Raw genomic sequence first — 22,513 nt, forward strand, 5'->3', positions numbered from 1 at the left:
TCCAGCTACTGTTAAAGGGAGACAAACACGTCACCATATATAAGTCAACATCGGTTCAGTAAGTCCATACTAGAGACTCTGCAGGGCATGCCGATGGAGGCTATTGGCGTGCTGGTTTTAGCCGGTCTTCCTTAAAACGGGCGCTTTTCACTTTTGTTAGCAGCCAGTATATTTTTAGAGGGGTGAGGTTTGGTGGGTGATTATGTTGTTGAAATGCTTCATATTCGTAAGGAATTCCCTGGAATTGTTGCCAACGATGATATAACCATACAATTAAAAAAAGGGGAAATTCATGCGTTGTTAGGTGAAAATGGTGCTGGAAAATCTACCTTAATGAATGTGCTGTTTGGTTTGTACCAGCCGGAAAAAGGGGAAATCCGTGTTAATGGTGAGAAGGTTAATATCACCAATCCCAACATTGCAAATGACCTGGGAATCGGAATGGTACATCAGCATTTCATGTTGGTCGATACGTTTACCGTTACCCAGAATATTATTTTGGGCAGTGAACCGACAAAAAAGAGCGGGAAAATTAATCTCAAAAAGGCCGAAAAAGAAGTTCAGGAGCTTTCTGACCGTTACGGTTTAAAGGTAGATCCTGCTGCGAAAATAAGTGATATTTCAGTTGGGATGCAGCAGCGTGCGGAAATATTAAAGACGCTATACCGCGGGGCGGAGGTGCTTATTTTTGATGAACCTACCGCTGTTTTGACCCCACAGGAAATTAATGAGCTTATTGAAATTATGCGTTCCTTAATCAAAGAGGGCAAATCGATTATTCTGATTACCCATAAATTAAAGGAAATTATGGAAGTGTGTGACAGGTGTACCGTTATACGTAAAGGAAAAGGGATTACGACCGTTGATGTGAAGGATTCAAACGTGACGGAGCTTGCATCATTAATGGTTGGAAGAGATGTCAGTTTTAAGACAGATAAATTGGCAGCTGAGCCGAAAGAAGTTGTGCTTAAAATTGACAATCTTTTTGTTAAAGATAGTAGAAAAGTAGACTTGGTCAAAGGCTTGAATCTTGAATTACACGCTGGTGAAATTGTCGGGATTGCAGGAGTTGACGGAAATGGTCAGTCGGAATTAATCGAAGCGATAACCGGTCTGGTAAAATCGGAATCAGGTACAATTAAGCTTAATAACAAGGATATAACCAACATGACACCGAGAAAAGTGACCGAAAGCGGTGTTGGTCATATACCGCAAGACCGACATAAATATGGACTTGTTTTGGACTATCCGATCGGCGAAAATATGGTACTGCAAACCTATTACCAAAAACCTTTTTCAAAAGGCGGGGTACTGAATTTTAAAGCGATTTATCAAAAGGCAACGAAACTAATTAAAGAATATGATGTCCGGACACCGAGTGAACATACAAAAGCCCGAGCATTGTCCGGAGGGAATCAGCAAAAAGCAATTATCAGCCGGGAAGTCGATCGTTCACCTGATTTATTAATTGCTGCTCAGCCTACACGGGGCTTAGATGTTGGGGCAATTGAATTTATTCATAGAAAGCTGATTGAAGAAAGAGATAAAGGAAAAGCGGTATTACTCGTTTCCTTTGAATTGGACGAAATTATGGATGTAAGTGATCGTATTGCCGTAATGTTTGATGGACGGATTGTTGCCAATGTAAAACCAGAAGAAACTAATGAGCAAGAACTAGGCTTACTGATGGCAGGCAGTACGGAAAGTGCAGGTGATAAAAAATGACTTCCAATAAAAAATTTCATCTATTGGTTCCAATTATCTCTGTATTTTTAGGGTTGCTTTTCGGTGCTATCATTATGCTTTTTTCCGGATATAATCCAATTGAAGGATATGCAGCACTTTGGCAAGGCTCATTCGGTGACTTGTATTTCTTCGGTGAGACATTAAGGAAGGTCACACCATATATCCTTACCGGTTTGGCTGTTGGCTTTGCTTACCGGTCAAGTCTGTTCAATATTGGGGCTGAAGGCCAGGTCATTGTAGGCTGGCTTGCGGCAATATGGGTCGGGCTTTCTGTAGATGCCCCTATGTACATTCATTTGCCATTGGCAATTATTGCGGCCGCAGTTGCCGGAGGAATATGGGGATTTATTCCCGGATTGTTAAAGGCGAAACTTGGGGTTCATGAGGTAATTGTAACAATAATGATGAACTATATCGCATTATATTGTACGAATGAAATTATCCGCAGTATTCTAACCGATAATGCAGAAATAACTGAACCAATCCCTGAATCAGCATCACTTGCATCGGCCTGGCTGCAAAATATGACGTATTTTTCCAGACTGCATTACGGTATTTTAATTGCCTTATTTGCTGCATTAGTGATGTGGTTTATTATTGATCGGACAACAATTGGCTATGAGCTGAAGTCAGTTGGATTTAATCAGCACGCATCAAAGTATGCAGGCATGAATGTCAGTAAAAATATTATTTTGTCGATGGCGATCTCAGGAGCTTTTGCTGGACTGGCCGGAGCGATGGAGGGTCTTGGAACATATGGAACTATTTCCGTTATGTCCGGTTTTACCAATTTAGGTTTTGATGGAATTGCCGTTGCCTTATTAGGTGCAAATAGCGCTGTTGGTGTCGTGCTTGCAGCATTTTTGTTCGGTGTTCTAAAGGTAGGGGCTGTTAATATGCCTACCGTTGCGGGTGTACCATCTGAACTTGCTGATATTATTATTGCGTTAATTATTTTCTTTGTTGCATCAAGTTATCTTATTCGCTGGCTATTGCTTCGCTTTAAAAAGGAGGGGAAATAAATGGGGTTCGTTGATATATTGCAATCCATTATTACACCTGCACTCTTCTTTTCTGCACCCCTTATTTTTACAGCGTTAGGTGGTGTATTCAGTGAGCGATCCGGTGTCGTTAATATTGGTCTTGAAGGGCTAATGGTAATGGGAGCTTTTGTAGCGATTGTTTTTAATCTGGCATTCGCTGATGCTTTAGGAGCCTTTACACCATGGGTTTCCATTCTTGTTGCAATGGTTGTTTCCGGTATTTTTTCAATTATCCATGCGGTTGCTTCTGTATCATTTCGAGCCGACCAGGTTGTCAGTGGGGTAGCCATTAACTTTTTAGCACTTGGTTTAGGTGTTTTCCTAACGAAACAATGGTATGGAAAGGGGCAGACGGACATGGTAACGGAGCCATTCTATACAACCGACATCCCGCTGTTGGGTGACATTCCTGTGATCGGTCCAATATTTTTTCAAAATACGTATTTAACGTCTTATTTAGCAATTGTTTTAGCTTTTGTTGCTTGGTATATCCTTTATAAAACACCATTTGGATTACGCTTGCGAGCAGTTGGAGAACATCCAATGGCAGCCGATACAAATGGCATCAACGTGTATAAAATGCGCTACATTGCTGTCATCATATCAGGAGCTATGGGCGGGCTTGGCGGTTCTGTTTTCGCCTTAACGATCGCCTTAAATTTTTCTCATTCAACGATCGTTGGACAAGGATTTATGTCGCTTGCGGCTGTTATATTTGGTAAATGGCATCCGCTCGGAGCAATGGGTGCGGCATTATTTTTTGGCTTTGCCCAAAGTTTAAGTGTCATCAGTGCTGGTGTTCCATTCCTTAAAGATGTACCGCAAATCTATTTGCTGATTGCCCCATATGTATTAACCATCCTGGCATTAGCAGGATTTATCGGACGTGCAGAAGCACCAAAGGCAAATGGTGTTCCGTATATTAAAGGAAGTCGATAATCTGCAAAAGCGGAAGCGCCCGGTTAGCGGCGTATGTGCTGCGCCCTGCCAAGCAGGGTGGTTCGGTGTTGCCGCGCAAAGCGGCGGTTTTAACCGAACATTCCTACCGTAGGAGATAAAGGAAACATGCCCCTGCAAAAGGGGTATGCCGACGTTGGCCGCAAAGGCCGTTTTTAGTCGGCCTACCTTCCTACCCGAACCGATGTTGACTTATCGTACGGAGGTGAAGGAAGTCCATTAGCCGCTGGGCGCTGGAGCTGGACGAGGATCATCCTGTTTAGTTAACGGAGCGCATAGAACCTATTATTCTTTAAAAGTAAAATAAAAGAACTGATCCAGATCAATTAGGGTCAGTTCTTTTATTTTTTGGCAAAAATAGCCTATAATGATAATCAGAATAGAATAACCTGTAATTGAGATAGTAAAAAAGAATACATCAGCATGCTACATATAATGGGAGGAAAACTGATGAATAAACTTACTGAAGAGGTGTTCCGGGAAAACGGGTTTCGCTTACATGTCATACCACATCAAAAGCATAAAACAATTGCTTTTGTTGCAAAATTTAGAGCACCGTTGGACCGTGATACGATTACGATGCGGGCATTGCTTCCTTATGTATTAAAGCAGGGAACAAAAGCTTATCCGAGCAGGAAAGAGCTTGAGACACAGCTGGATAATTTGTATGGTGCTACTCTTTCCATTGATGGTACAAAGAAGGGGAATAATCATATTATCAGTGTACGGCTGGAAGTTGCAAATGATAAGTTTATCGCTGATGAATCCACGGTAATGGACAATGCAGTAGCATTATTAAATGAAGTAATTTTTCATCCGAACGTTGAAAACGGAGCATTTTCTCAAGCGATTACAGACAGGGAAAAAGAAACGTTAAAGCAAAAAATGAATGCACTTGTGGACGATAAAATGAGCTATGCCAATACTAGGCTGATTGATGAAATGTGTAAAGACGAAATATACCGGCTGCATGTTCATGGGTATGAAGAGGATCTTGCCTCCATTACCCCGGAAAATCTTTACCAGTATTATCAGACAGCGATCCAGCATGATCAGCTGGATATATATGTTTCAGGTGATGTGGAAAGCAATAGCATGAAAGAAAAATTTATCTCATCTATTAACCGTGATGCTGATTCCGGATTGGCAACGAACCAGCCGGAAGCTGCAAAGCGGATTGGAAGACCTGATACAGTCATTGAAAAACAGGCCGTACAACAGGCAAAATTGCATCTTGGCTACCGGACAAATATTACGTATAGTGATGAGGATTATTTTGCGCTGCAGGTGTTTAATGGACTATTTGGCGGGTTCCCAAGTTCCAAACTATTTATTAACGTCCGGGAAAAGCATAGTTTAGCTTACTATGCGTCATCCCGGTTTGAAAGTCATAAAGGATTGCTGATGGTGTTTAGCGGGATTGCCCCGAAGGACTATGAACAGGCGAAAGAAATTATCGAACAGCAAATGGAAGCTATGAAAAAAGGTGACTTTACGGATAAGGAAATAAAGGAAACGAAAGGATTGATTGGCAACCAGCTGCTGGAAACATTGGACAATCAGCAAGGCATCATCGAAATGCTCTACCAGCAAGTCATTGGTAATAAGCAAATGTCGCCGGAGGAATTAATTGCCGGGATAAAGCAAGTGACCAAAGAAGAAATTGTCAACGTTGCGAAGAAAATGGAATTGGATACCGTCTACTTATTAACAAAGAATGGGGGGAATGCAGATGAATAAACAAACTTATCAGGACATCAAAGAAACGATCTATTCGGAAAAGCTTGCCAATGGCTTGACGGTATTTTTATTACCGAAACCACAGATGGCAAAGACGTATGCGATATTTTCAACAAATTATGGATCCATTGATCAAACCTTTGTTCCACTTGGAAAAAATGAAGAGGTAACAGTACCTGAAGGAGTTGCCCATTTTTTGGAGCATAAAATGTTTGAAAAGAAAGATCGTGATGTTTTTGCTGATTTCGGGAAGCAGGGTGCCTCGGCCAATGCCTATACATCGTTTACGAAGACAGCCTATTTGTTTTCTGCCACAACAAATATTGAAGAAAACGTGGAAACATTGCTTGATTTTGTTCAGGATCCGTATTTTTCTGAACAATCGGTGGAAAAAGAGAAGGGGATTATTGGCCAGGAAATTAACATGTATGATGATCAGCCGGATTGGCAAGCATTCATGGGCACAATCAAAGGTATGTTCCAGAAACATGCCGTAAAGATAGACATTGCTGGTACGGTTGAATCGATCAGTGCCATTACAAAAGATGATCTGTATACATGTTATAACACGTTTTACCACCCGGAAAATATGACATTATTTATTGCCGGAAATTTTCAACCGGAAAACATGATGCAATTAATTGAAGCAAATCAGGCCAAAAAGGAATTCGCAAAAATGGATGCGATCAAACGGGATTATCCGGACGAACCTGGTCAAGTATCAATGCCCGAAAACAAAATTGTCATGCCGGTATCAATACCGAAATGCACAATCGGTATTAAGGAATCAACCACGGAATTGAATGGCGAGGAATTTCTTAAGAAGGATCTGTTACAAAGCATGGTGCTCGATCATTATTTTTCCAAAGGCGGTACGTTTTATCAGACGCTATATGAAGAAAAGCTGATTGATTCAAGCTTCTATTATGAAACGAATCTGGAGAAGAATTTTGGTTATTCGTTAATTGGCAGTAACACTTCTGAACCGGAACGATTTGCTGGAAAAGTGAAAGAGATGCTGTTAAGTACCAATCATGCGACATTAACAGCGGAGGAATTTGCCCAGATGAAAAAGAAAAAAATCGGGCAATTATTACGTGCTATGAATTCATTGGAATTTATAGCCAACAAATTCATCCATTATGACACGGTTGGAGTCGATTTATTTGAGCTCATCCCAACAATTCAGTCGTTTACACTAGATGAAGTAACTGCTTTTATTAAAGACTGGATCCAAAAAGAACGCTTAACCGTTTGTCAAATTGCTGCAGAGTAGGCGATTTTATGGGGAAAAATGTACTGATTATTGGAGCAAGTGGAGATATTGGCATAGCAATTGCCAAAGAATTGGCCGATGATGGTTACCAGCTTATGCTCCATTATCATCAAAACAAACAAGCAATCGAAAAGCTGCATGACAGGATAAAACAAGAACAGGTTCTGCTGGAAATACAAGCTGATTTAACGAAGCAAAATGAAATTGCTGCATTGCTTGATGAATTGGTTTTTCCTGTTGATGCAATTATTTTTGCCAGCGGGACCGCACGCTATGGACTGTTTCAGGAGGCGAGCGCTGAAGAAATGGATAGCATGCTAACGTTACACGTAAAGGCACCATGGCTGATTATCAAACAATTATTGCCGCCGATGATCAATCGGCGATCCGGTTCGATTATTTTTATTACATCCATTTGGGGAAATGTCGGTGCCAGCCATGAGGTGATGTATTCCTCGGTCAAAGGCGCACAGAATAGCTTTGTGAAAGCTTTGGCCAAGGAAGTTGCGCCTAGTAGTGTTTCGGTAAACGCCGTTAGTCCGGGGTTTATTGATACGAAAATGAATGGTCACTTGACGCCATCTGAAATCGATACCGTCTTAGAGCGAATCCCGATGAACAGGGTTGGAAAACCAGATGAAGTTGCCCATGTTGTCGGGTTTCTCCTTGATGAAAAATCCAACTACATTCAAGGGGAGATCATCGAAATAAACGGTGGCTGGTAACGGCAGGCTAGACCGCCACGTCCGCATGTTTTCGCCTGCACTAGCACCTCCTGTCCGTCGGAAATCCCCACTAAATGAAGTTTCACTTTATGTGTATAAATGAGAAAGAAATTCAAATACTATACATGTAAAAAAGAAGGAGGCTGAAATAATGTCTGTTTTGGATAACTTTGATACGTGGAAGGATTTCCTGGCCAACCGAATGCAGCAAGCTGAACAGCAAGGGATGAGCCAGCAAACGATTTCCAATTTGGCGTATGAGGTCGGTGACTACCTCGCTAAAAGAGTTGATGCAAAAAATGATGAAGAAGCGGTATTGCTTGAATTATGGAATGCTGCCTCTGCTGAAGAAAGACAAGCGATCGCAAGTTCTATGGTAAAGCTTGTGCAAAATGAAGGAAATGCAAAATAATCTTATTAGCCTGAAAGAAGCTGTGATTTGATAATCCAGCTTCTTTTATATTTTTTACCAGGAAGTTACAACATTTGTATGCTGTAGATAACAGAGTGGCTGGATTAGCACGTTCACTTGGCGGCGCCCGGCGGCTAGTGTACTTTACGGAATATTTTTCTAGCAATCTGGATTTATCTTGACAATCTACTTTTCAGAACAGGAAAAATCCTTTATTATAGAATAGAATGTGATCGTAAAAAAGTATCTGCATTTAAAGGAGCGGACTATGGAGAAAACAGAATGGTATTTTGAATACGAAATTCAACACAACCGTCCTGGGTTATTAGGTGATATATCCTCTTTATTGGGAATGTTGTCCATCAACATTATATCCATTAATGGCGTGGAAAATTCAAGACGGGGAATGCTGCTTCTTTCCAAAAGGGATGAACAAATCACACGATTAAAATCAGTTTTACAAACAATGGATACGATAAAAATAACGAAATTGAGGAAACCTAAGTTACGTGATAAATTAGCAGTCAGACATGGAAGATATATTCACAGTGATGTTGATGACCGGAAAACATTCCGGTTTGTCCGAAATGAATTAGGGTTGTTAGTCGATTTTATGGCCGAGTTATATAAAAAAGAAGGGCATAAATTAATTGGGATTCGTGGCATGCCGCGTGTCGGGAAAACGGAGTCAATTGTGGCGGCAAGTGTATGTGCAAACAAACGCTGGTTATTTGTATCAAGTACATTATTAAAGCAGACAATCCGGAGCCAATTAATTCAGGATGAATATAACAGTGATAATTTATATATTATTGATGGCATTGTATCAACACGGCGTGCCAATGAAAAGCATTGGCAGTTAGTACGGGAAATCATGCAGCTTCCGGCAATTAAAGTTGTCGAGCATCCAGATATATTTGTTCAGTCAACTGAATATGAGCTGGATGATTTTGATTATATTATCGAACTGCGCAGTAATGAGGATGAAGAAATTACATATGAACCAGTTGAGCGGCCGCAAGTGCATCAAGACAACGGTTTTTCGATGTTTGATTTTTAAAATGGATGGTGTTATGAATGGAAATAGGTGAAAAACTTAAAGAGGCGAGATTGGAAAAAGATTTATCACTTGATAGTGTACAGGAAACCACGAAAATTCAAAAGCGGTACTTAATGGCAATCGAGGAAGGGAATTTCCACATTTTGCCTGGTAAATTTTATGCAAGAGCATTTATTAAAGAATATGCAGCGGCTGTTGGATTGGATCCGAATGAACTTTTAGAGGAGTATAAAGAAGAAATTCCGCAAACAGAGGAAGAAAGTACAGCCCAATATACACGAATCCAGCGCTCAAGGAAAGAAAATACGTCGACGAAAAATCCGGCAGTTTTTTCATTTTTACCTACCATTATTGTAGTCGTATTAGTGATCGGCATTGTTTTTGCTGCCTGGTATTTTTATAAAGAAGCAATTTCCAAGGATAGTGCTGGTCCGGTAGATAAACCGGATGACAATGAAATTATTTATGAACCGGATGACAATAAACAAGATGAAAAAACTGCAGATGATAATACGGCAGACGATTCGGCTGACGAAGAACATTCTGATAACACGAAGGACGAATCTAATACTCCGAAGCCAAAATTAACGGTTGTGGAAAAGGGCACCGGTGCGAGCCCTGAATCAACATTGGAACTGGAAAATGCCGGAGATGAAATAAAAATAACACTTGAATCGGACGGCAATACCTATTTGGGGATGGAAAATGGTGATGGGAAATCTTACTACGCGCAAGAATTGTCGGCGGATAATTCACCACAGGAATTCGATGTTTCGGATGATGAACGAATTTACCTGAATATCGGTAAAGCACCCGATTTGAAAATAACAATAAATGGTGTTGAACTGGAATATCCGGTAGATCCGCAAGAAAATGTTCATCAAAAGCTATGGATCAATTTATCACCATCCGAATAAAGCAAGTAAACATTTCAGCGGGCATTCGGCTAAATGTTCTAAAAACCCTTCCTCTAAAACGAATGTGGAAGGGTTTTATCACGCATTTACGGCGCTAATACCCCTGCTGAATGAAGTTTTACATTATAAAGCACCGCCAAAAACAGGAGGTAAACATTATGAATATACCTAACCGAATAACGCTATCACGTATTTGTTTAATCCCGATTTTTATTATCCTTCTTAGTGTTCCGTTTGACTGGGGCGAATGGCAAATGGGAGAGGCTGTACTACCGGCTGTTGACTTTGCCGCAGCATTATTATTTATTGTTGCTTCCACGACCGACTGGATTGATGGATATTACGCGAGGAAATATAATCTGGTCACAAATTTGGGTAAATTCCTTGATCCGTTGGCAGATAAGCTGCTTGTTTCCGCAGCATTTATTTTACTAGTCGAAATGGACTTAGCACCTGCTTGGTTAGTAATTGTTATTATTAGCAGGGAGTTTGCGGTTACAGGCTTACGGCTCGTTGCGGCCGGAGAAGGAATTGTGCTGGCAGCTAGCAAGTTGGGGAAGCTTAAGACGGTGACCCAAATTGTTGCAATCGCAGCATTGCTGCTGCATAATTTTCCATTTGCATATGTGAATTTTCCATTTGATAGGATAATGTTATATGTAGCCTTATTTTTTACTGTTCTTTCTGGGTATGATTATTTTGCTAAAAATTGGAATGTAATGAGGGATGCAAAATAATGGGACAAATTAAATCAGAAATTATCGCTGTTGGCACGGAACTGTTACTTGGACAAATCGCCAATACAAACGCACAATGGATTTCACAGCAACTGGCGCTGTCCGGAATTGATGTCTATTATCATTCTGTAGTGGGTGACAATTTAACCCGGGTTTACGAACAATTTTTACAGGCTTCGAAAAGATCTGATGTTATCATCGTTACGGGGGGATTAGGTCCGACAGATGATGACTTGACAAGAGAGGCATTTCAACGCCTTACCAAGTTGGAAATGGTCGAACACAAAGCGTCAATGGAAAAGATAGCATCCTTTTTCCGCAAGCAGCACAATAATATGACACCGAATAATAAAAAGCAGGCACGCACTTTTGCTGGTGCTGAGGTAATTAAGAATAATGTTGGAATGGCACCTGGAATGATCGTCATCCATCAAGGAAAAACGTGGGTGTTTTTGCCGGGTGTCCCAAAAGAAATGAAGCCGATGGTTACGAATCATGTTCTCCCGGCACTCACAAAACGTACCGGTGAGTTTTCCATTATTCGATCAACCATGCTGCAATTTATTGGCATTGGTGAATCACGGCTGGAGCATGAACTAAAACCAATCATCGATCAACAATCAAATCCGACCATTGCACCGTTAGCACAGGATAATGGTGTTGCCATTCGGATCACGGCAAAAGCAGATACTTCCAAAAAAGCAGAGCAGCTAATTCAGCAAACAAAGACACAAATATTGGATGGTGTTGGTCAATATTGCTATGGAGTTGATAATGAAACATTAGAAGAAAAAGTGTTTCAGTTATTAAAAGAAAAGGACTGGACACTGGCAGCCGCTGAAAGCCTGACAGGTGGTATGTTTTCCGATAAACTTGTGGCAATTGCAGGTGCATCTGCTGTCTTTAGTGGTGGTATTGTTTGCTATGATACAAAAGTGAAGGAAAATGTGCTGCATATTTCCCCCGCAACCATTCGGGAAAAAGGGACTGTCAGTGAAGCATGCGCTCTGGAAATGGCAGAAAATGTCAGAAAGCTGCTGGATTCTACTGTTGGAATTAGCTTCACTGGCGTTGCCGGGCCAGATACCATTGAAGGGCAGCAAGCTGGTACCGTTTATATTGCCATTATCACGAAGAACGGGGATGAGCAAGCTGAAAAATTCACCTTTGCTGGTGATAGAGCAGCGGTGCGCAGAAAAGCTGTTATCAAAGGTTATGAAATTCTTTTTAACTATCTAAAATTGTAAAATGGTGTTCTTCATTATAGGAAAAATCGCTTTTTCAAAGAAAAGGTTACAACAAAATAGTGTTTTACAGCAAAAAAGTCGGATAAAAAACAAGAACATTTATTCGACTTTTTTGTTGGCAAAAAACGAAAAACAAGTTATGATGTATATAGTTAATTTAAAGGAGGTACAACCATTGAGTGATAGAAAACAAGCTTTAGATATGGCGTTAAGGCAAATTGAAAAACAATTTGGAAAAGGATCGATTATGAAGCTTGGTGAGGAGCCAATACAGAAGATTGAAACGATCCCAAGCGGTTCTCTTGCATTGGACGTGGCATTAGGAATTGGCGGTTACCCACGCGGACGGGTTGTCGAAATTTATGGCCCTGAGTCATCAGGTAAAACAACGGTAGCGCTTCACGCGATTGCCGAAGCACAGAAAAAAGGCGGACAAGCAGCGTTCATCGATGCCGAACATGCACTCGATCCGACATATGCCCGTGCATTAGGTGTTGATATTGATGAACTGCTTTTGTCCCAACCGGATACTGGTGAACAGGCTTTGGAAATTGCTGAAGCACTAGTAAGAAGTGGTGCGGTCGATATTCTTGTAATAGACTCAGTTGCCGCATTAGTTCCAAAGGCGGAAATTGAAGGTGAAATGGGAGATTCCCATGTGGGTTTACAAGCACGTCTTATGTCGCAGGCGCTGCGAAAACTGTCAGGGGCTATTAATAAATCAAAAACTACTGCAATTTTTATTAACCAAATACGAGAAAAAGTAGGAGTTATGTTTGGGAATCCGGAGACAACTCCTGGTGGCAGAGCCCTAAAGTTTTATTCCTCCGTAAGACTGGAAGTTCGTCGTGCCGAAACCTTAAAGCAAGGTAACGACATGGTAGGAAATAAAGCTAGAATTAAAGTTGTCAAAAACAAAGTTGCACCACCATTTAAACAAGCAGAAGTTGATATTATGTATGGCGAAGGGATTTCCAAAGAAGGTGAAATCCTTGATATTGGTTCCGATTTGGATATTGTCCAAAAAAGTGGTGCCTGGTATTCCTATAATGAAGAACGTCTTGGGCAAGGAAGAGAAAATGCCAAACAATTTTTGAAAGAAAATGAAGATGTAATGGCAGAGATTCATGACGCAATCAGGGCACATTATAATTTGGATGAATCCGACAACGAATCTGTAGAAGCTGGACAAGAAACGCTTGATGTTTGATTCATTAACATAACTGCATGGAGAACTAAATCCTTTGTCAAATAGCTGGCAAGGGGTTTATTTTTTGAAAGGTAAGAAAGTATATAAATTTGGGCTCTATTCTGCTCTCAGCAGAGTAGGCCACGTCCAGCTCCAGCGCCCAGCGACTAGTGGACTTCCTTCACCTTCGTACGATAAGTCAACATCGGTTCGCTTCCAGCTCACCGTGTTTCCTTTATCTCCTACGGCTCAGTCCAGTCCATACGTCGCTAAACGGACGCTTCCGCTTTTGTGCTGGTATTTCATCCTCATCTATTATCAGGAACAAGCCAGTTTTTGAGCTTATATAATTAAGTTTCGTTTAGTTGTGACGTTTCCTTGACATTGGCTATAATGGGAATTAAAATTAATATGTATAATTTTATAATTTTTATTATACATTTTTTGTTATTTATTCATTGAACATGGTACATGCCGACAATAATGAATTGTACAATTTTATAGCAATAGGAGGTGAAATCCGTGGATATTACTTTAATCATCTCCATTTTGCTTACCCTAATCGTCGGTATTGTTGTTGGTTATCTGATTCGTAAATCTATAGCTGAAGCTAAAATTTCCAGTGCAGAAAGTTTAGCGAAGCAAATAGTGGATGAGGCACACCGGAATGCAGATGCCGCTAAGAAAGAGGCACTTCTTGAGGCGAAGGATGAGAACCATAAACTTCGCCAGCAGACAGAGGAAGAATTAAGAGAAAGACGAAATGAAATGCTGAAGCAGGAAAATCGTCTGACACAAAAAGAAGAAAATCTGGACAGAAAGAGTGAAACACTGGACAAGCGAGAACTTTTGCTCGAGAAAAAGGAACAATCGCTTACAGAAAAACAACAACAAATTGAAGAAATGGAAAGCAAAGTGGAAGCGATGATACAAGAGCAGCAAACGGAGCTTGAACGCATTTCAGGATATACAACTGACCAGGCAAGGCAGGTTATTTTAGAGCGCATCGAACAAGAAGTATCACATGAATCAGCATTAATGATAAAAGAAGCTGAAAACCGTGCGAAAGAAGAAGCCGATAAAAAAGCGAAAAGTATTCTTTCCCTTGCGTTACAACGTTGTGCTGCAGACCACGTTGCTGAAACAACCGTATCTGTTGTAAACCTTCCAAATGATGAAATGAAAGGCCGTATTATCGGACGTGAAGGCCGGAATATCCGAACGTTAGAAACGTTAACAGGAATCGATTTAATTATCGATGATACTCCAGAAGCGGTTATTTTATCGGGATTCGATCCAATTCGGAGAGAGACAGCCCGTATGGCATTGGAAAAACTCGTACAGGATGGCAGAATTCACCCGGCAAGGATTGAAGAAATGGTGGATAAAGCAAGACGCGAGGTTGACGAGTATATACGGGAAGTTGGTGAGGAAACAACATTTGAAGTTGGAGTACATGGTTTACATCCAGATTTGGTAAAAATTCTTGGACGTCTAAAATACCGTACAAGCTATGGTCAAAATGTGTTAAAGCATTCTACGGAGGTAGCATATTTAGCTGGACTGCTTGCTGCTGAATTGGGTGAAGATGAAACACTTGCTAGAAGAGCCGGCTTGCTTCATGATATCGGCAAAGCAATTGACCATGAAGTAGAAGGCAGTCACGTTGAAATCGGAAAAGAACTTGCAATCAAGTATAAAGAGCATGAAGTTGTAATCAACTCAATTGCTTCCCATCACGGTGATGAGGAACCGACTTCCATCATTTCGGTTCTCGTAGCTGCAGCAGACGCACTATCTGCTGCAAGACCCGGAGCAAGAAGTGAGACGCTTGAAAATTACATTAAGCGTTTGGAAAAACTGGAAGAGATTTCAGAATCATTCACAGGTGTGGAAAAATCATTCGCTATTCAAGCAGGTCGAGAGATTCGCATTATGGTAAAACCGGATGAAATCGACGATATTGAATCAGTACGAATTGCCCGCGATATTCGCAAGCGAATTGAAGGGGAACTGGATTACCCGGGACATATCAAAGTAACGGTTATCCGCGAAACAAGAGCAGTTGAATATGCAAAATAAAACAAAAAAGTGGAAGTGTCCGTTAAGCAACGTATGGAATGCGCCCTGCCAAGCAGGGTGGTTCGGTGTTGCCGCCGGGAGCGGCGGTTTTAACCGAACATTCCTACGTAGGAGATAAAGGAAACACGGTGAGCTGGAGGCTGCAGGATGCAGGTCAGTTCGGTGTTGCAACAGGACGTTGCGATTTTAACCGAACTTCCTCTTTCATCGATGTTGACTTATCGTACGAAGGCGGGTGTTGTCCACTAGTCGCTGGACACTGGAACTAGAATAAACAAAAGCGGTCGTAAATGACCGCTTTTGTTTTATTTTGGCCTGATTCGCCGATTTCATTGCATTTAAGGTATAATAGTTTTGACAAACGTTGATGCGTTGTGAAACACTGAGAGTACACTATTTAGTTAGGATGATTACGAAGAATGAAAATTTTATTTATTGGTGATATCGTTGGGTCACCAGGAAGAGATATGGTCAGGGAATATTTGCCAAGGCTGAAAGAAAAATACCGGCCGCACATGGTTATTATGAACGGTGAAAATGCCGCTTCAGGAAAAGGAATTACGGAAAAAATTTATAAACAATTTTTAGAATGGGGCGCCCAAGTAATTACGATGGGCAATCATACATGGGATAAAAAAGATATTTTTGAATTCATCGATGATGCCAAATATATGATCCGTCCGGCAAACTTTCCTAAAGGTACACCTGGAAAAGGGCTCGTTTTTTATCAGTTAAATGGTACTGAGGTTGCGGTTATCAACTTGCAAGGCCGTACATTTCTTCCGGCGCTGGATGACCCATTCCGAAAAGTCGATCAATTAATTGCCGATGCGCAAAAACGAACGAAGATCATTTTTCTGGATTTTCATGCGGAAGCAACAAGCGAGAAACAAGCAATGGGCTGGTATGTTGATGGCAGGGTCAGTGCGGTTGTCGGTACACATACCCACACCCAGACAGCTGATGAGCGCATTTTACCTCAGGGTACCGCATATATTACGGATGCTGGAATGACCGGCCCATATGATGCAATTTTAGGTACAGAAAGAGAAGCAGTTTTGAAAAAATTTTTAACCAGCTTGCCGGTGCGTTTTGAAGTCGATAAAAAGGGAAGAACACAGCTGAATGGCATTTTAGTGACAATTGATGATAAAACCGGTTTTGCCTCTAACATGGAACGTATTTTAATTAACGATGACCATCCATTCTTCAGCTGATATTTGAATTATTTGAATTCTTCCTGCATAATAAGGTAATAAGCTATCATCTCCAAGAATATAGTTACATTAGAACTACATTAGTAAATGAAGGAGGTACTAGTAATGGAAATATTAAAAGTGTCAGCTAAATCAAGTCCAAATTCAGTAGCAGGTGCACTCGCAAACGTCTTACGTGAACGTGGCTCAGCGGAAATTCAGGCAATTGGTGCGGGAGCATTAAACCAAGCTGTAAAAGCGGTGGCTATCGCCAGAGGATTTGTTGCCCCTAGTGGAGTTGATTTGATTTGTATTCCAGCCTTTACCGATATTATGATCGATAATGAAGAACGGACAGCGATTAAATTAATTGTCGAACCTAGATAACTCTGAATTTATTTTTTTATAAAAAGTGTTACGTGATCAGCGTAGCACTATTTTTATCGCTTCTTAAAAGCAAGTTGGACCTCGGGCACCATGACTTCAAAAAATAATCAACCCCCTGTGAAGACCTGAATCATTTATCCAACATGTAATGGAAAAAAACCACCTACCGGAATGAAGCTTCACTTTAGAGAAACTTTTCCAGCCTCAAGAAAAATTGCTTGGAAAATTTATAAAACACTTTTTCCGATGGTGCTAAATCTTTACCCTTCTGTTTTATAATCCCGACTGTTCTTCTGACTTCCGGGATATCGATTGGGATTTTAACGGTCATCCTTGGTATTGCTTCGTGAAACGTACTTTCCGGTAAGAGGGTAACCCCAATCCCGGCTGCGACCAGACCTTTGATAGCGTCCAAATCTTCTCCTTCTGATGAGATGTTTGGTACAAATCCAGCCTGTTTGCACGCATCCACTAGTATGTTCTCCAAAACATAACCTTTAGGGAAACTAACGAATTCATCCTTTTTTAAATCACTGAGATACAGACTTTTTCTTTCTGCCAAAGGGTGGGATAGCGGCAGTAGAGCTAATATACTTTCGGTAAATAAAATGTGGCTCTCAATCTCGGGGTCTTTTTTAGGGACAGGCCCGAGAAAAGCGACATCGATATCACCATTTTTTACGGAATCAATTAAGAATTTATAGGATCCTTGCCGTAAATGGAAGGCGATATTCGGGTATTCCTTTTTAAAGGCGGAGATAACACTTGGCAACAGATGGTTGGATAAACTTGTAGGGAAACCGATTTTAATGGTTCCACGCTCCGGATCCAGATATTCATCAATTTGTTTTGTTGCGTTATCAATTGCCTTCATCGCAATCTTCGTATGGGTTAAAAATATTTTACCAATTTGTGTTAATTTCACATTCCTGCCTTCACGTTCAAATAAAGTAACCCCAAGTTCCCCCTCTAAATTAGCAATCTGTCTACTTACCGCTGATTGGGCAACATGTAAGTGGATCGCCGCCTCTGATACGTGTTCGCGCTCAGCCACTTCCATAAAATACCGTAATTGACGCAATTCCATATTTTTTACCTCCGTACATTGATCTCAATAATAGATTGTTTTAATCTAAATTATATATTGTTTAGATTGATTTGAAAACCTATAATAAAAATAAGAAAATTTTCACTTCAAGTGTGAAAATGAACGGGGGTAAACATAATGCGTTTTAATCAAATACCAAAAGCTCAAGGTCTTTACCACCCTGAATTTGAGCATGATGCATGCGGGATCGGCCTATATGCGCATATAAATGGCGTCCCCACACATGATATTGTAAAAAAGGGTCTGCACATGCTTTGTCAATTGGATCACCGAGGAGGACAAGGGAGCGATCCGGCAACAGGGGATGGGGCTGGACTAATGGTGCAAATTCCGGATCTCTTTTTCCGTAAAGTTTGTTCGGAAATGAACTTACCCGATAAAGGACGCTACGGTGTAGGGATGATTTTTTTCTCCAATGAGGATCAGAACCGAGCAGCGATGGAAGCTCGGATTAATAGATTTGTCGAACAAGAAGGCCAGACTGTAATTGGCTGGCGTACGGTACCTGTAAAAATTGACAAAATTGGAATGAAGGCGCAGGAAAGCTGTCCATTCATTCGTCAGGTGTTTATTGGTGCAAATCCAGCGATCAAAGAAAATACGGCGTTTGAACGAAAATTGTATGTCATTCGGAAGCAAGCTGAAAAGATTGCATGGCAAAGGGAAGAACGTTTTTACTTTACCAGTCTTTCAAGTCAGACAATTGTTTACAAAGGGTTATTGACACCAGAACAATTAAATGCATTTTACCCTGATTTGCAGGATGAAGATTTTGTATCTGCCTTTTCATTGGTGCATTCCCGTTTCAGTACAAATACCTTCCCAAGCTGGGAAAGGGCACATCCGAATCGCTATTTAATGCATAACGGCGAAATCAATACGTTAAGAGGAAACGTCAACTGGATGAAAGCGCGGGAAAAACAGTTTATCTCGGACGCTTTCGGTGATGATTTGGAAAAAGTAGTACCAATCCTCGATGAAAGTGGAAGCGACTCGTCCATTTTGGATAATGCTTTGGAGTTTTTTGTTCTTGCGGGCAGGAAACCTGCTCATGCAGCGATGATGCTGATTCCAGAACCGTGGGTCAATAATCCGCATATGTCGAAGGAAAAGAAAGCCTTCTATGAATATCACAGTGCCTTAATGGAGCCGTGGGACGGACCAACGACGATTTCGTTTACAGATGGCAGGCAAATTGGGGCAATTCTGGACAGAAACGGATTAAGACCAGCAAGATATTATGTAACAAAAGATGACTACCTTATCTTTTCATCAGAAGTGGGAGTCATCGATGTGGAAGAGGGCAATGTTTTATATAAAGACCGTCTAAGTCCCGGAAAAATGCTGCTCGTCGACTTGGAAGAGGGACGGATCATTTCCGATGAAGAAATTAAAACAGAAATGTCCCAAGGCGAACCTTATCGCCAATGGCTGGACACAGAGCTTGTTAAAATGGATAGAAGCATCGAAACCAAAGCAGAAAAACCATTTACTGATTTGCTGACAAGACAAAAAGCATTTGGCTATACGTATGAAGATATTCATAAATATTTGCTTCCATTGGTAGCCGATGAAAAGGATCCGATTGGGGCGATGGGAAATGATGTGCCATTAGCGGTATTGTCAGACCATCCGCAATCCTTGTTTTCATACTTCAAGCAATTATTTGCACAAGTAACAAACCCGCCAATTGATGCTTACCGGGAACAGCTTGTTACATCTACAACGAGCCTGTTGGGGGCAGAAGGAAATATCCTTCATCCAGATGAAACAAACTGTCGCAGACTTCAAGTTGACACTCCAGTACTATCTAACGAACAGCTTCGGCAATTAAAGGGGGGCGGCTATCCGGGATTTACAAGCAAAACAATCGACACGCTATTTTATAAGGACCTTAAACAGGGATTGAATCAGTTATGCAAAGAGGCTGACGAGGCAATTGCCCGAGGTATCAATATTCTAATTCTGTCGGACCGTGAGATGGACGAAAAAGCAATTGCCATTCCTTCTCTGCTTGCAGTAAGTGCATTGCATCAGCATTTGATCCGACAAGGAAGCCGAACAAAAGTAAGCATAATTGCTGAATCGGGTGAGGCTAGAGAGGTTCATCATTATGCTGCTTTAATTGGTTATGGGGTAAATGCAATAAATCCATACCTTGCATACGCCACGTTAAGTCAAGCAATTAAAGAAAAACATTTGTCATATAGCTATAAAGATGCAGTAGAACGCTATATTCAGGCCATTACAGAAGGTGTCGTCAAAGTAATGTCCAAAATGGGAATTTCCACCATTCAAAGCTATCGTGGTGCCCAAATATTTGAAGCAATCGGAATTAGTAAAAACGTCATTGACCGCTATTTTACTGGAACAGCCTCACAGCTTGGCGGGATTGATTTAGACACGATTGCAGAAGAAACGATAAAGCGTCACAAAAGTGCCTATGCAGATAATCTTAATCACACATTGGATTCCGGGAGTGATTTTCAATGGCGGAAAACTGGCGAACATCATGCGTTTAATCCGAAAACCATTCACATGCTGCAATGGGCGTGCCGACGGGGCGATTACGATTTGTTTAAGCAATATTCAAAAGCAGCAAATGAAGAACGAATTAATTTTTTGCGGAATTTGTTCACCTTTAAGCAAACGGATTCTATACCAATTGAACAAGTAGAATCGGCAGAAGAAATCGTTAAACGGTTTAAAACTGGAGCTATGTCATTTGGTTCGTTAAGTCAGGAAGCACATGAGGCGTTAGCAATTGCGATGAACCGGATTGGCGGGAAAAGCAATAGTGGAGAAGGCGGAGAGGATCCAAACCGATTTGTAATCGGCGAAACCGGTGACTTAAAAAGAAGTGCCATCAAGCAGATTGCATCTGGACGTTTTGGTGTAAAAAGCGATTATCTAGTTAATGCTGACGAACTGCAAATTAAAATGGCTCAAGGTGCAAAACCTGGTGAGGGTGGACAGCTGCCGGGAAATAAAGTGTATCCATGGATAGCAGATGTACGTGGATCAACCCCGGGCGTTGGACTAATATCCCCACCGCCACACCATGACATCTATTCCATCGAGGATCTGGCGCAACTGATTCATGATTTAAAAAACGCCAATCGTCATGCCCGTGTAAGTGTAAAACTCGTGGCAAAAGCAGGAATCGGGACAATCGCTGCAGGAGTTGCCAAAGGAGCCGCGGATGTTATTACGGTTAGCGGCTATGACGGTGGAACAGGTGCCTCGCCAAAAACAAGTATTAAGCATACAGGTCTGCCATGGGAGCTGGGACTCGCCGAAACACATCAAACGCTGATGCTAAATGGGTTAAGAGATCGGGTTGTATTAGAAACCGATGGCAAGCTGATGACAGGAAAAGATGTGGTGATGGCGGCGTTGCTTGGGGCTGAGGAATTCGGTTTTGCAACAGCACCACTGGTCGTCCTGGGTTGTGTCATGATGCGGGTGTGCCACGTAAATACATGTCCAGTAGGAATCGCCACTCAAGATCCGGAATTACGGAAAAAATTCATGGGTGACCCCGACCATATCGTTAACTTTATGTACTATATTGCACAGGAAGTTAGAGAAATCATGGCGCAATTAGGTTTCAGAACGGTCGATGAAATGGTTGGACGGACAGACGTTTTAGCTGTAAGTGACCGAGCTAAAGCACATTGGAAAGCAAAGTTTCTGGATTTATCAACCTTGCTTTTCCAAGTTGATGGATCGAGAACTTGTCAGAGAGAACAGAATCATCATTTGGAGGAATCGCTTGATTTACGCGAAATTTTACCTGCTGTAAAACCGGCTTTAACGTTTAAGCAACGGGTAGATTTGACTTACCCTATTAAAAATACACATCGTGTGACAGGAACGATAGTTGGCAGCGAGGTTTCGAAGTGTTACGGAGAAGCTGGATTACCAGAAGACACCATAACGTTACGATTTTCCGGTTCAGCGGGACAGAGCTTTGGAGCTTATATCCCAAAAGGTATGTCATTGCTGCTGACTGGTGACGCTAATGACTATGTCGGAAAAGGCTTGTCTGGCGGAAAAGTGGTCGTTTCCTCCCCGACAGCTGCAAAACTATCCGAATCCAATAACGTTATTATTGGGAATGTTGCTTTTTACGGTGCTACGAGTGGAGAAGCATACATTAACGGATTCGCCGGCGAACGGTTTGCCGTCCGAAATAGCGGTGCGAACATTGTCGTAGAAGGAATTGGCGATCACGGTTGTGAATATATGACTGGTGGACGTGTCGTTATTTTAGGTGATGTAGGCAAAAACTTTGCAGCGGGGATGTCTGGTGGCATTGCTTATATTCTTGCTAAAGACTTAGCGCAATTTAAACAGTTATGCAACAAAGAAATGGTGGAGTTTGAATCACTTACAGCAGAGCAGGAAAGAGAAGAAGTAAAACAGATGGTGGAAAATCATTATCGTTATACAAGAAGTAAAAAGGCAGCTTATGTACTATATGCCTGGAATGAGTGCGTGAAAAATCTCGTGAAAGTTATTCCGAAAGATTATAAACGAATGCTCGAAAAAATTGACGCATATAAGAATGATGGTTTATCAGATGAAAAGGCAGCTATGCACGCTTTTCAATCAAAAAAGCACAAGAAAGCGACCGTTTCAGAAACAAAAAAACATGAAGCTGTATCATTTTAGAGGAAAGGAGAGCA

Annotated in this window: 18 protein-coding genes; 17 read left to right on the forward strand and 1 reads right to left on the reverse strand. The window is 41.3% G+C overall.

What is annotated here, in order from left to right:
• Nucleotides 1–213 precede the first annotated feature (213 nt).
• The 16 genes from CZ382_RS05745 to spoVS all read left to right on the forward strand — a co-directional run bounded on the left by CZ382_RS05745 (nucleotide 214) and on the right by spoVS (nucleotide 16,714).
• Entirely contained in the window at nucleotides 214–1,725 is a 1,512-nt protein-coding gene (locus tag CZ382_RS05745; protein WP_088050987.1) for an ABC transporter ATP-binding protein, read from the forward strand.
• Nucleotides 1,722–2,768 (forward strand): ABC transporter permease, encoded by a 1,047-nt coding sequence (locus tag CZ382_RS05750; protein ID WP_088050256.1) that lies wholly within the window; start codon nucleotides 1,722–1,724, stop codon nucleotides 2,766–2,768. Before CZ382_RS05745 ends, CZ382_RS05750 begins: the two co-directional genes overlap by 4 nt.
• Nucleotides 2,769–3,728: an ABC transporter permease gene (locus CZ382_RS05755; protein WP_088050257.1), complete on the forward strand. Its 960-nt coding sequence runs from the start codon at nucleotides 2,769–2,771 to the stop codon at nucleotides 3,726–3,728. It abuts the gene before it with no gap.
• Nucleotides 3,729–4,196: 468 nt separating this feature from the next.
• Nucleotides 4,197–5,486, forward strand: coding sequence for an EF-P 5-aminopentanol modification-associated protein YfmF (yfmF, locus tag CZ382_RS05760; protein ID WP_088050258.1), 1,290 nt, complete (start codon nucleotides 4,197–4,199; stop codon nucleotides 5,484–5,486).
• Nucleotides 5,479–6,762, forward strand: coding sequence for an EF-P 5-aminopentanol modification-associated protein YfmH (yfmH, locus tag CZ382_RS05765; protein ID WP_088050259.1), 1,284 nt, complete (start codon nucleotides 5,479–5,481; stop codon nucleotides 6,760–6,762). The genes yfmF and yfmH overlap by 8 nt, the downstream gene beginning before the upstream one ends.
• Before the next feature lie 8 nt (nucleotides 6,763–6,770).
• Nucleotides 6,771–7,487, forward strand: a complete 717-nt coding sequence (ymfI, locus tag CZ382_RS05770; protein WP_088050260.1) for an elongation factor P 5-aminopentanone reductase — start codon at nucleotides 6,771–6,773, stop codon at nucleotides 7,485–7,487.
• A gap of 151 nt (nucleotides 7,488–7,638) precedes the next feature.
• Nucleotides 7,639–7,899: a DUF3243 domain-containing protein gene (locus CZ382_RS05775; RefSeq protein ID WP_088050261.1), complete on the forward strand. Its 261-nt coding sequence runs from the start codon at nucleotides 7,639–7,641 to the stop codon at nucleotides 7,897–7,899.
• A 268-nt stretch (nucleotides 7,900–8,167) separates the two neighbouring features.
• Nucleotides 8,168–8,959 carry a DUF3388 domain-containing protein gene (locus CZ382_RS05780; RefSeq protein ID WP_088050262.1) on the forward strand — a complete coding sequence of 264 codons (792 nt, stop codon included), beginning with the start codon at nucleotides 8,168–8,170 and terminating at the stop codon, nucleotides 8,957–8,959.
• A 17-nt stretch (nucleotides 8,960–8,976) separates the two neighbouring features.
• Nucleotides 8,977–9,876, forward strand: a complete 900-nt coding sequence (locus CZ382_RS05785; RefSeq protein WP_088050263.1) for a helix-turn-helix domain-containing protein — start codon at nucleotides 8,977–8,979, stop codon at nucleotides 9,874–9,876.
• 158 nt (nucleotides 9,877–10,034) lie between these two features.
• Nucleotides 10,035–10,613, forward strand: a complete 579-nt coding sequence (gene pgsA / locus CZ382_RS05790; RefSeq protein ID WP_088050264.1) for a CDP-diacylglycerol--glycerol-3-phosphate 3-phosphatidyltransferase — start codon at nucleotides 10,035–10,037, stop codon at nucleotides 10,611–10,613.
• On the forward strand, nucleotides 10,613–11,860 hold the full coding sequence (locus CZ382_RS05795; protein WP_088050265.1) for a competence/damage-inducible protein A: 1,248 nt from the start codon (nucleotides 10,613–10,615) through the stop codon (nucleotides 11,858–11,860). The genes pgsA and CZ382_RS05795 overlap by 1 nt, the downstream gene beginning before the upstream one ends.
• A 175-nt stretch (nucleotides 11,861–12,035) precedes the next feature.
• Entirely contained in the window at nucleotides 12,036–13,070 is a 1,035-nt protein-coding gene (gene recA, locus CZ382_RS05800) for a recombinase RecA (RefSeq protein ID WP_088050988.1), read from the forward strand.
• A gap of 501 nt (nucleotides 13,071–13,571) precedes the next feature.
• Entirely contained in the window at nucleotides 13,572–15,131 is a 1,560-nt protein-coding gene (gene rny / locus CZ382_RS05805) for a ribonuclease Y (RefSeq protein WP_088050266.1), read from the forward strand.
• Between the two features lie 68 nt (nucleotides 15,132–15,199).
• Nucleotides 15,200–15,400: a hypothetical protein gene (locus CZ382_RS23375; protein WP_140392717.1), complete on the forward strand. Its 201-nt coding sequence runs from the start codon at nucleotides 15,200–15,202 to the stop codon at nucleotides 15,398–15,400.
• A 150-nt stretch (nucleotides 15,401–15,550) separates the two neighbouring features.
• Nucleotides 15,551–16,348, forward strand: a complete 798-nt coding sequence (locus CZ382_RS05810; protein ID WP_088050267.1) for a TIGR00282 family metallophosphoesterase — start codon at nucleotides 15,551–15,553, stop codon at nucleotides 16,346–16,348.
• A gap of 105 nt (nucleotides 16,349–16,453) precedes the next feature.
• Entirely contained in the window at nucleotides 16,454–16,714 is a 261-nt protein-coding gene (spoVS, locus tag CZ382_RS05815) for a stage V sporulation protein SpoVS (protein WP_028782854.1), read from the forward strand.
• A gap of 184 nt (nucleotides 16,715–16,898) precedes the next feature.
• Here spoVS and CZ382_RS05820 read toward each other — a convergent pair whose 3' ends face one another.
• The gene (locus CZ382_RS05820) at nucleotides 16,899–17,801 is read right to left on the reverse strand and encodes a LysR family transcriptional regulator (protein WP_088050268.1); all 903 of its coding nucleotides are present in this window, start codon (nucleotides 17,799–17,801) and stop codon (nucleotides 16,899–16,901) included.
• A 138-nt stretch (nucleotides 17,802–17,939) separates the two neighbouring features.
• Between CZ382_RS05820 and gltB the strand changes: the two genes are divergently transcribed.
• On the forward strand, nucleotides 17,940–22,499 hold the full coding sequence (gene gltB, locus CZ382_RS05825) for a glutamate synthase large subunit (protein ID WP_088050269.1): 4,560 nt from the start codon (nucleotides 17,940–17,942) through the stop codon (nucleotides 22,497–22,499).
• The last annotated feature ends 14 nt before the right edge of the window (nucleotides 22,500–22,513 follow it).

The sequence above is a fragment of the Virgibacillus dakarensis genome (genome assembly GCF_900155625.1).
Taxonomy (GTDB): Bacteria; Bacillota; Bacilli; order Bacillales; family Amphibacillaceae; genus Lentibacillus_C; species Lentibacillus_C populi.

What these genes read in the sequence shown, in the direction of transcription:
- CZ382_RS05745 (WP_088050987.1), top strand. Translation starts at nt 214, where the DNA reads ATGCTTCATATTCGTAAGGAATTCCCTGGAATTGTTGCCAACGATGAT.
- CZ382_RS05755 (WP_088050257.1), top strand. Translation starts at nt 2,769, where the DNA reads ATGGGGTTCGTTGATATATTGCAATCCATTATTACACCTGCACTCTTC.
- CZ382_RS05795 (WP_088050265.1), top strand. Translation starts at nt 10,613, where the DNA reads ATGGGACAAATTAAATCAGAAATTATCGCTGTTGGCACGGAACTGTTA.
- gltB (WP_088050269.1), top strand. Translation starts at nt 17,940, where the DNA reads ATGCGTTTTAATCAAATACCAAAAGCTCAAGGTCTTTACCACCCTGAA.
- CZ382_RS05820 (WP_088050268.1), bottom strand. Translation starts at nt 17,801, where the DNA reads ATGGAATTGCGTCAATTACGGTATTTTATGGAAGTGGCTGAGCGCGAA.
- ymfI (WP_088050260.1), top strand. Translation starts at nt 6,771, where the DNA reads ATGGGGAAAAATGTACTGATTATTGGAGCAAGTGGAGATATTGGCATA.
- pgsA (WP_088050264.1), top strand. Translation starts at nt 10,035, where the DNA reads ATGAATATACCTAACCGAATAACGCTATCACGTATTTGTTTAATCCCG.
- CZ382_RS05775 (WP_088050261.1), top strand. Translation starts at nt 7,639, where the DNA reads ATGTCTGTTTTGGATAACTTTGATACGTGGAAGGATTTCCTGGCCAAC.
- CZ382_RS05810 (WP_088050267.1), top strand. Translation starts at nt 15,551, where the DNA reads ATGAAAATTTTATTTATTGGTGATATCGTTGGGTCACCAGGAAGAGAT.
- yfmH (WP_088050259.1), top strand. Translation starts at nt 5,479, where the DNA reads ATGAATAAACAAACTTATCAGGACATCAAAGAAACGATCTATTCGGAA.
- CZ382_RS05750 (WP_088050256.1), top strand. Translation starts at nt 1,722, where the DNA reads ATGACTTCCAATAAAAAATTTCATCTATTGGTTCCAATTATCTCTGTA.
- spoVS (WP_028782854.1), top strand. Translation starts at nt 16,454, where the DNA reads ATGGAAATATTAAAAGTGTCAGCTAAATCAAGTCCAAATTCAGTAGCA.
- CZ382_RS05785 (WP_088050263.1), top strand. Translation starts at nt 8,977, where the DNA reads ATGGAAATAGGTGAAAAACTTAAAGAGGCGAGATTGGAAAAAGATTTA.
- CZ382_RS05780 (WP_088050262.1), top strand. Translation starts at nt 8,168, where the DNA reads ATGGAGAAAACAGAATGGTATTTTGAATACGAAATTCAACACAACCGT.
- yfmF (WP_088050258.1), top strand. Translation starts at nt 4,197, where the DNA reads ATGAATAAACTTACTGAAGAGGTGTTCCGGGAAAACGGGTTTCGCTTA.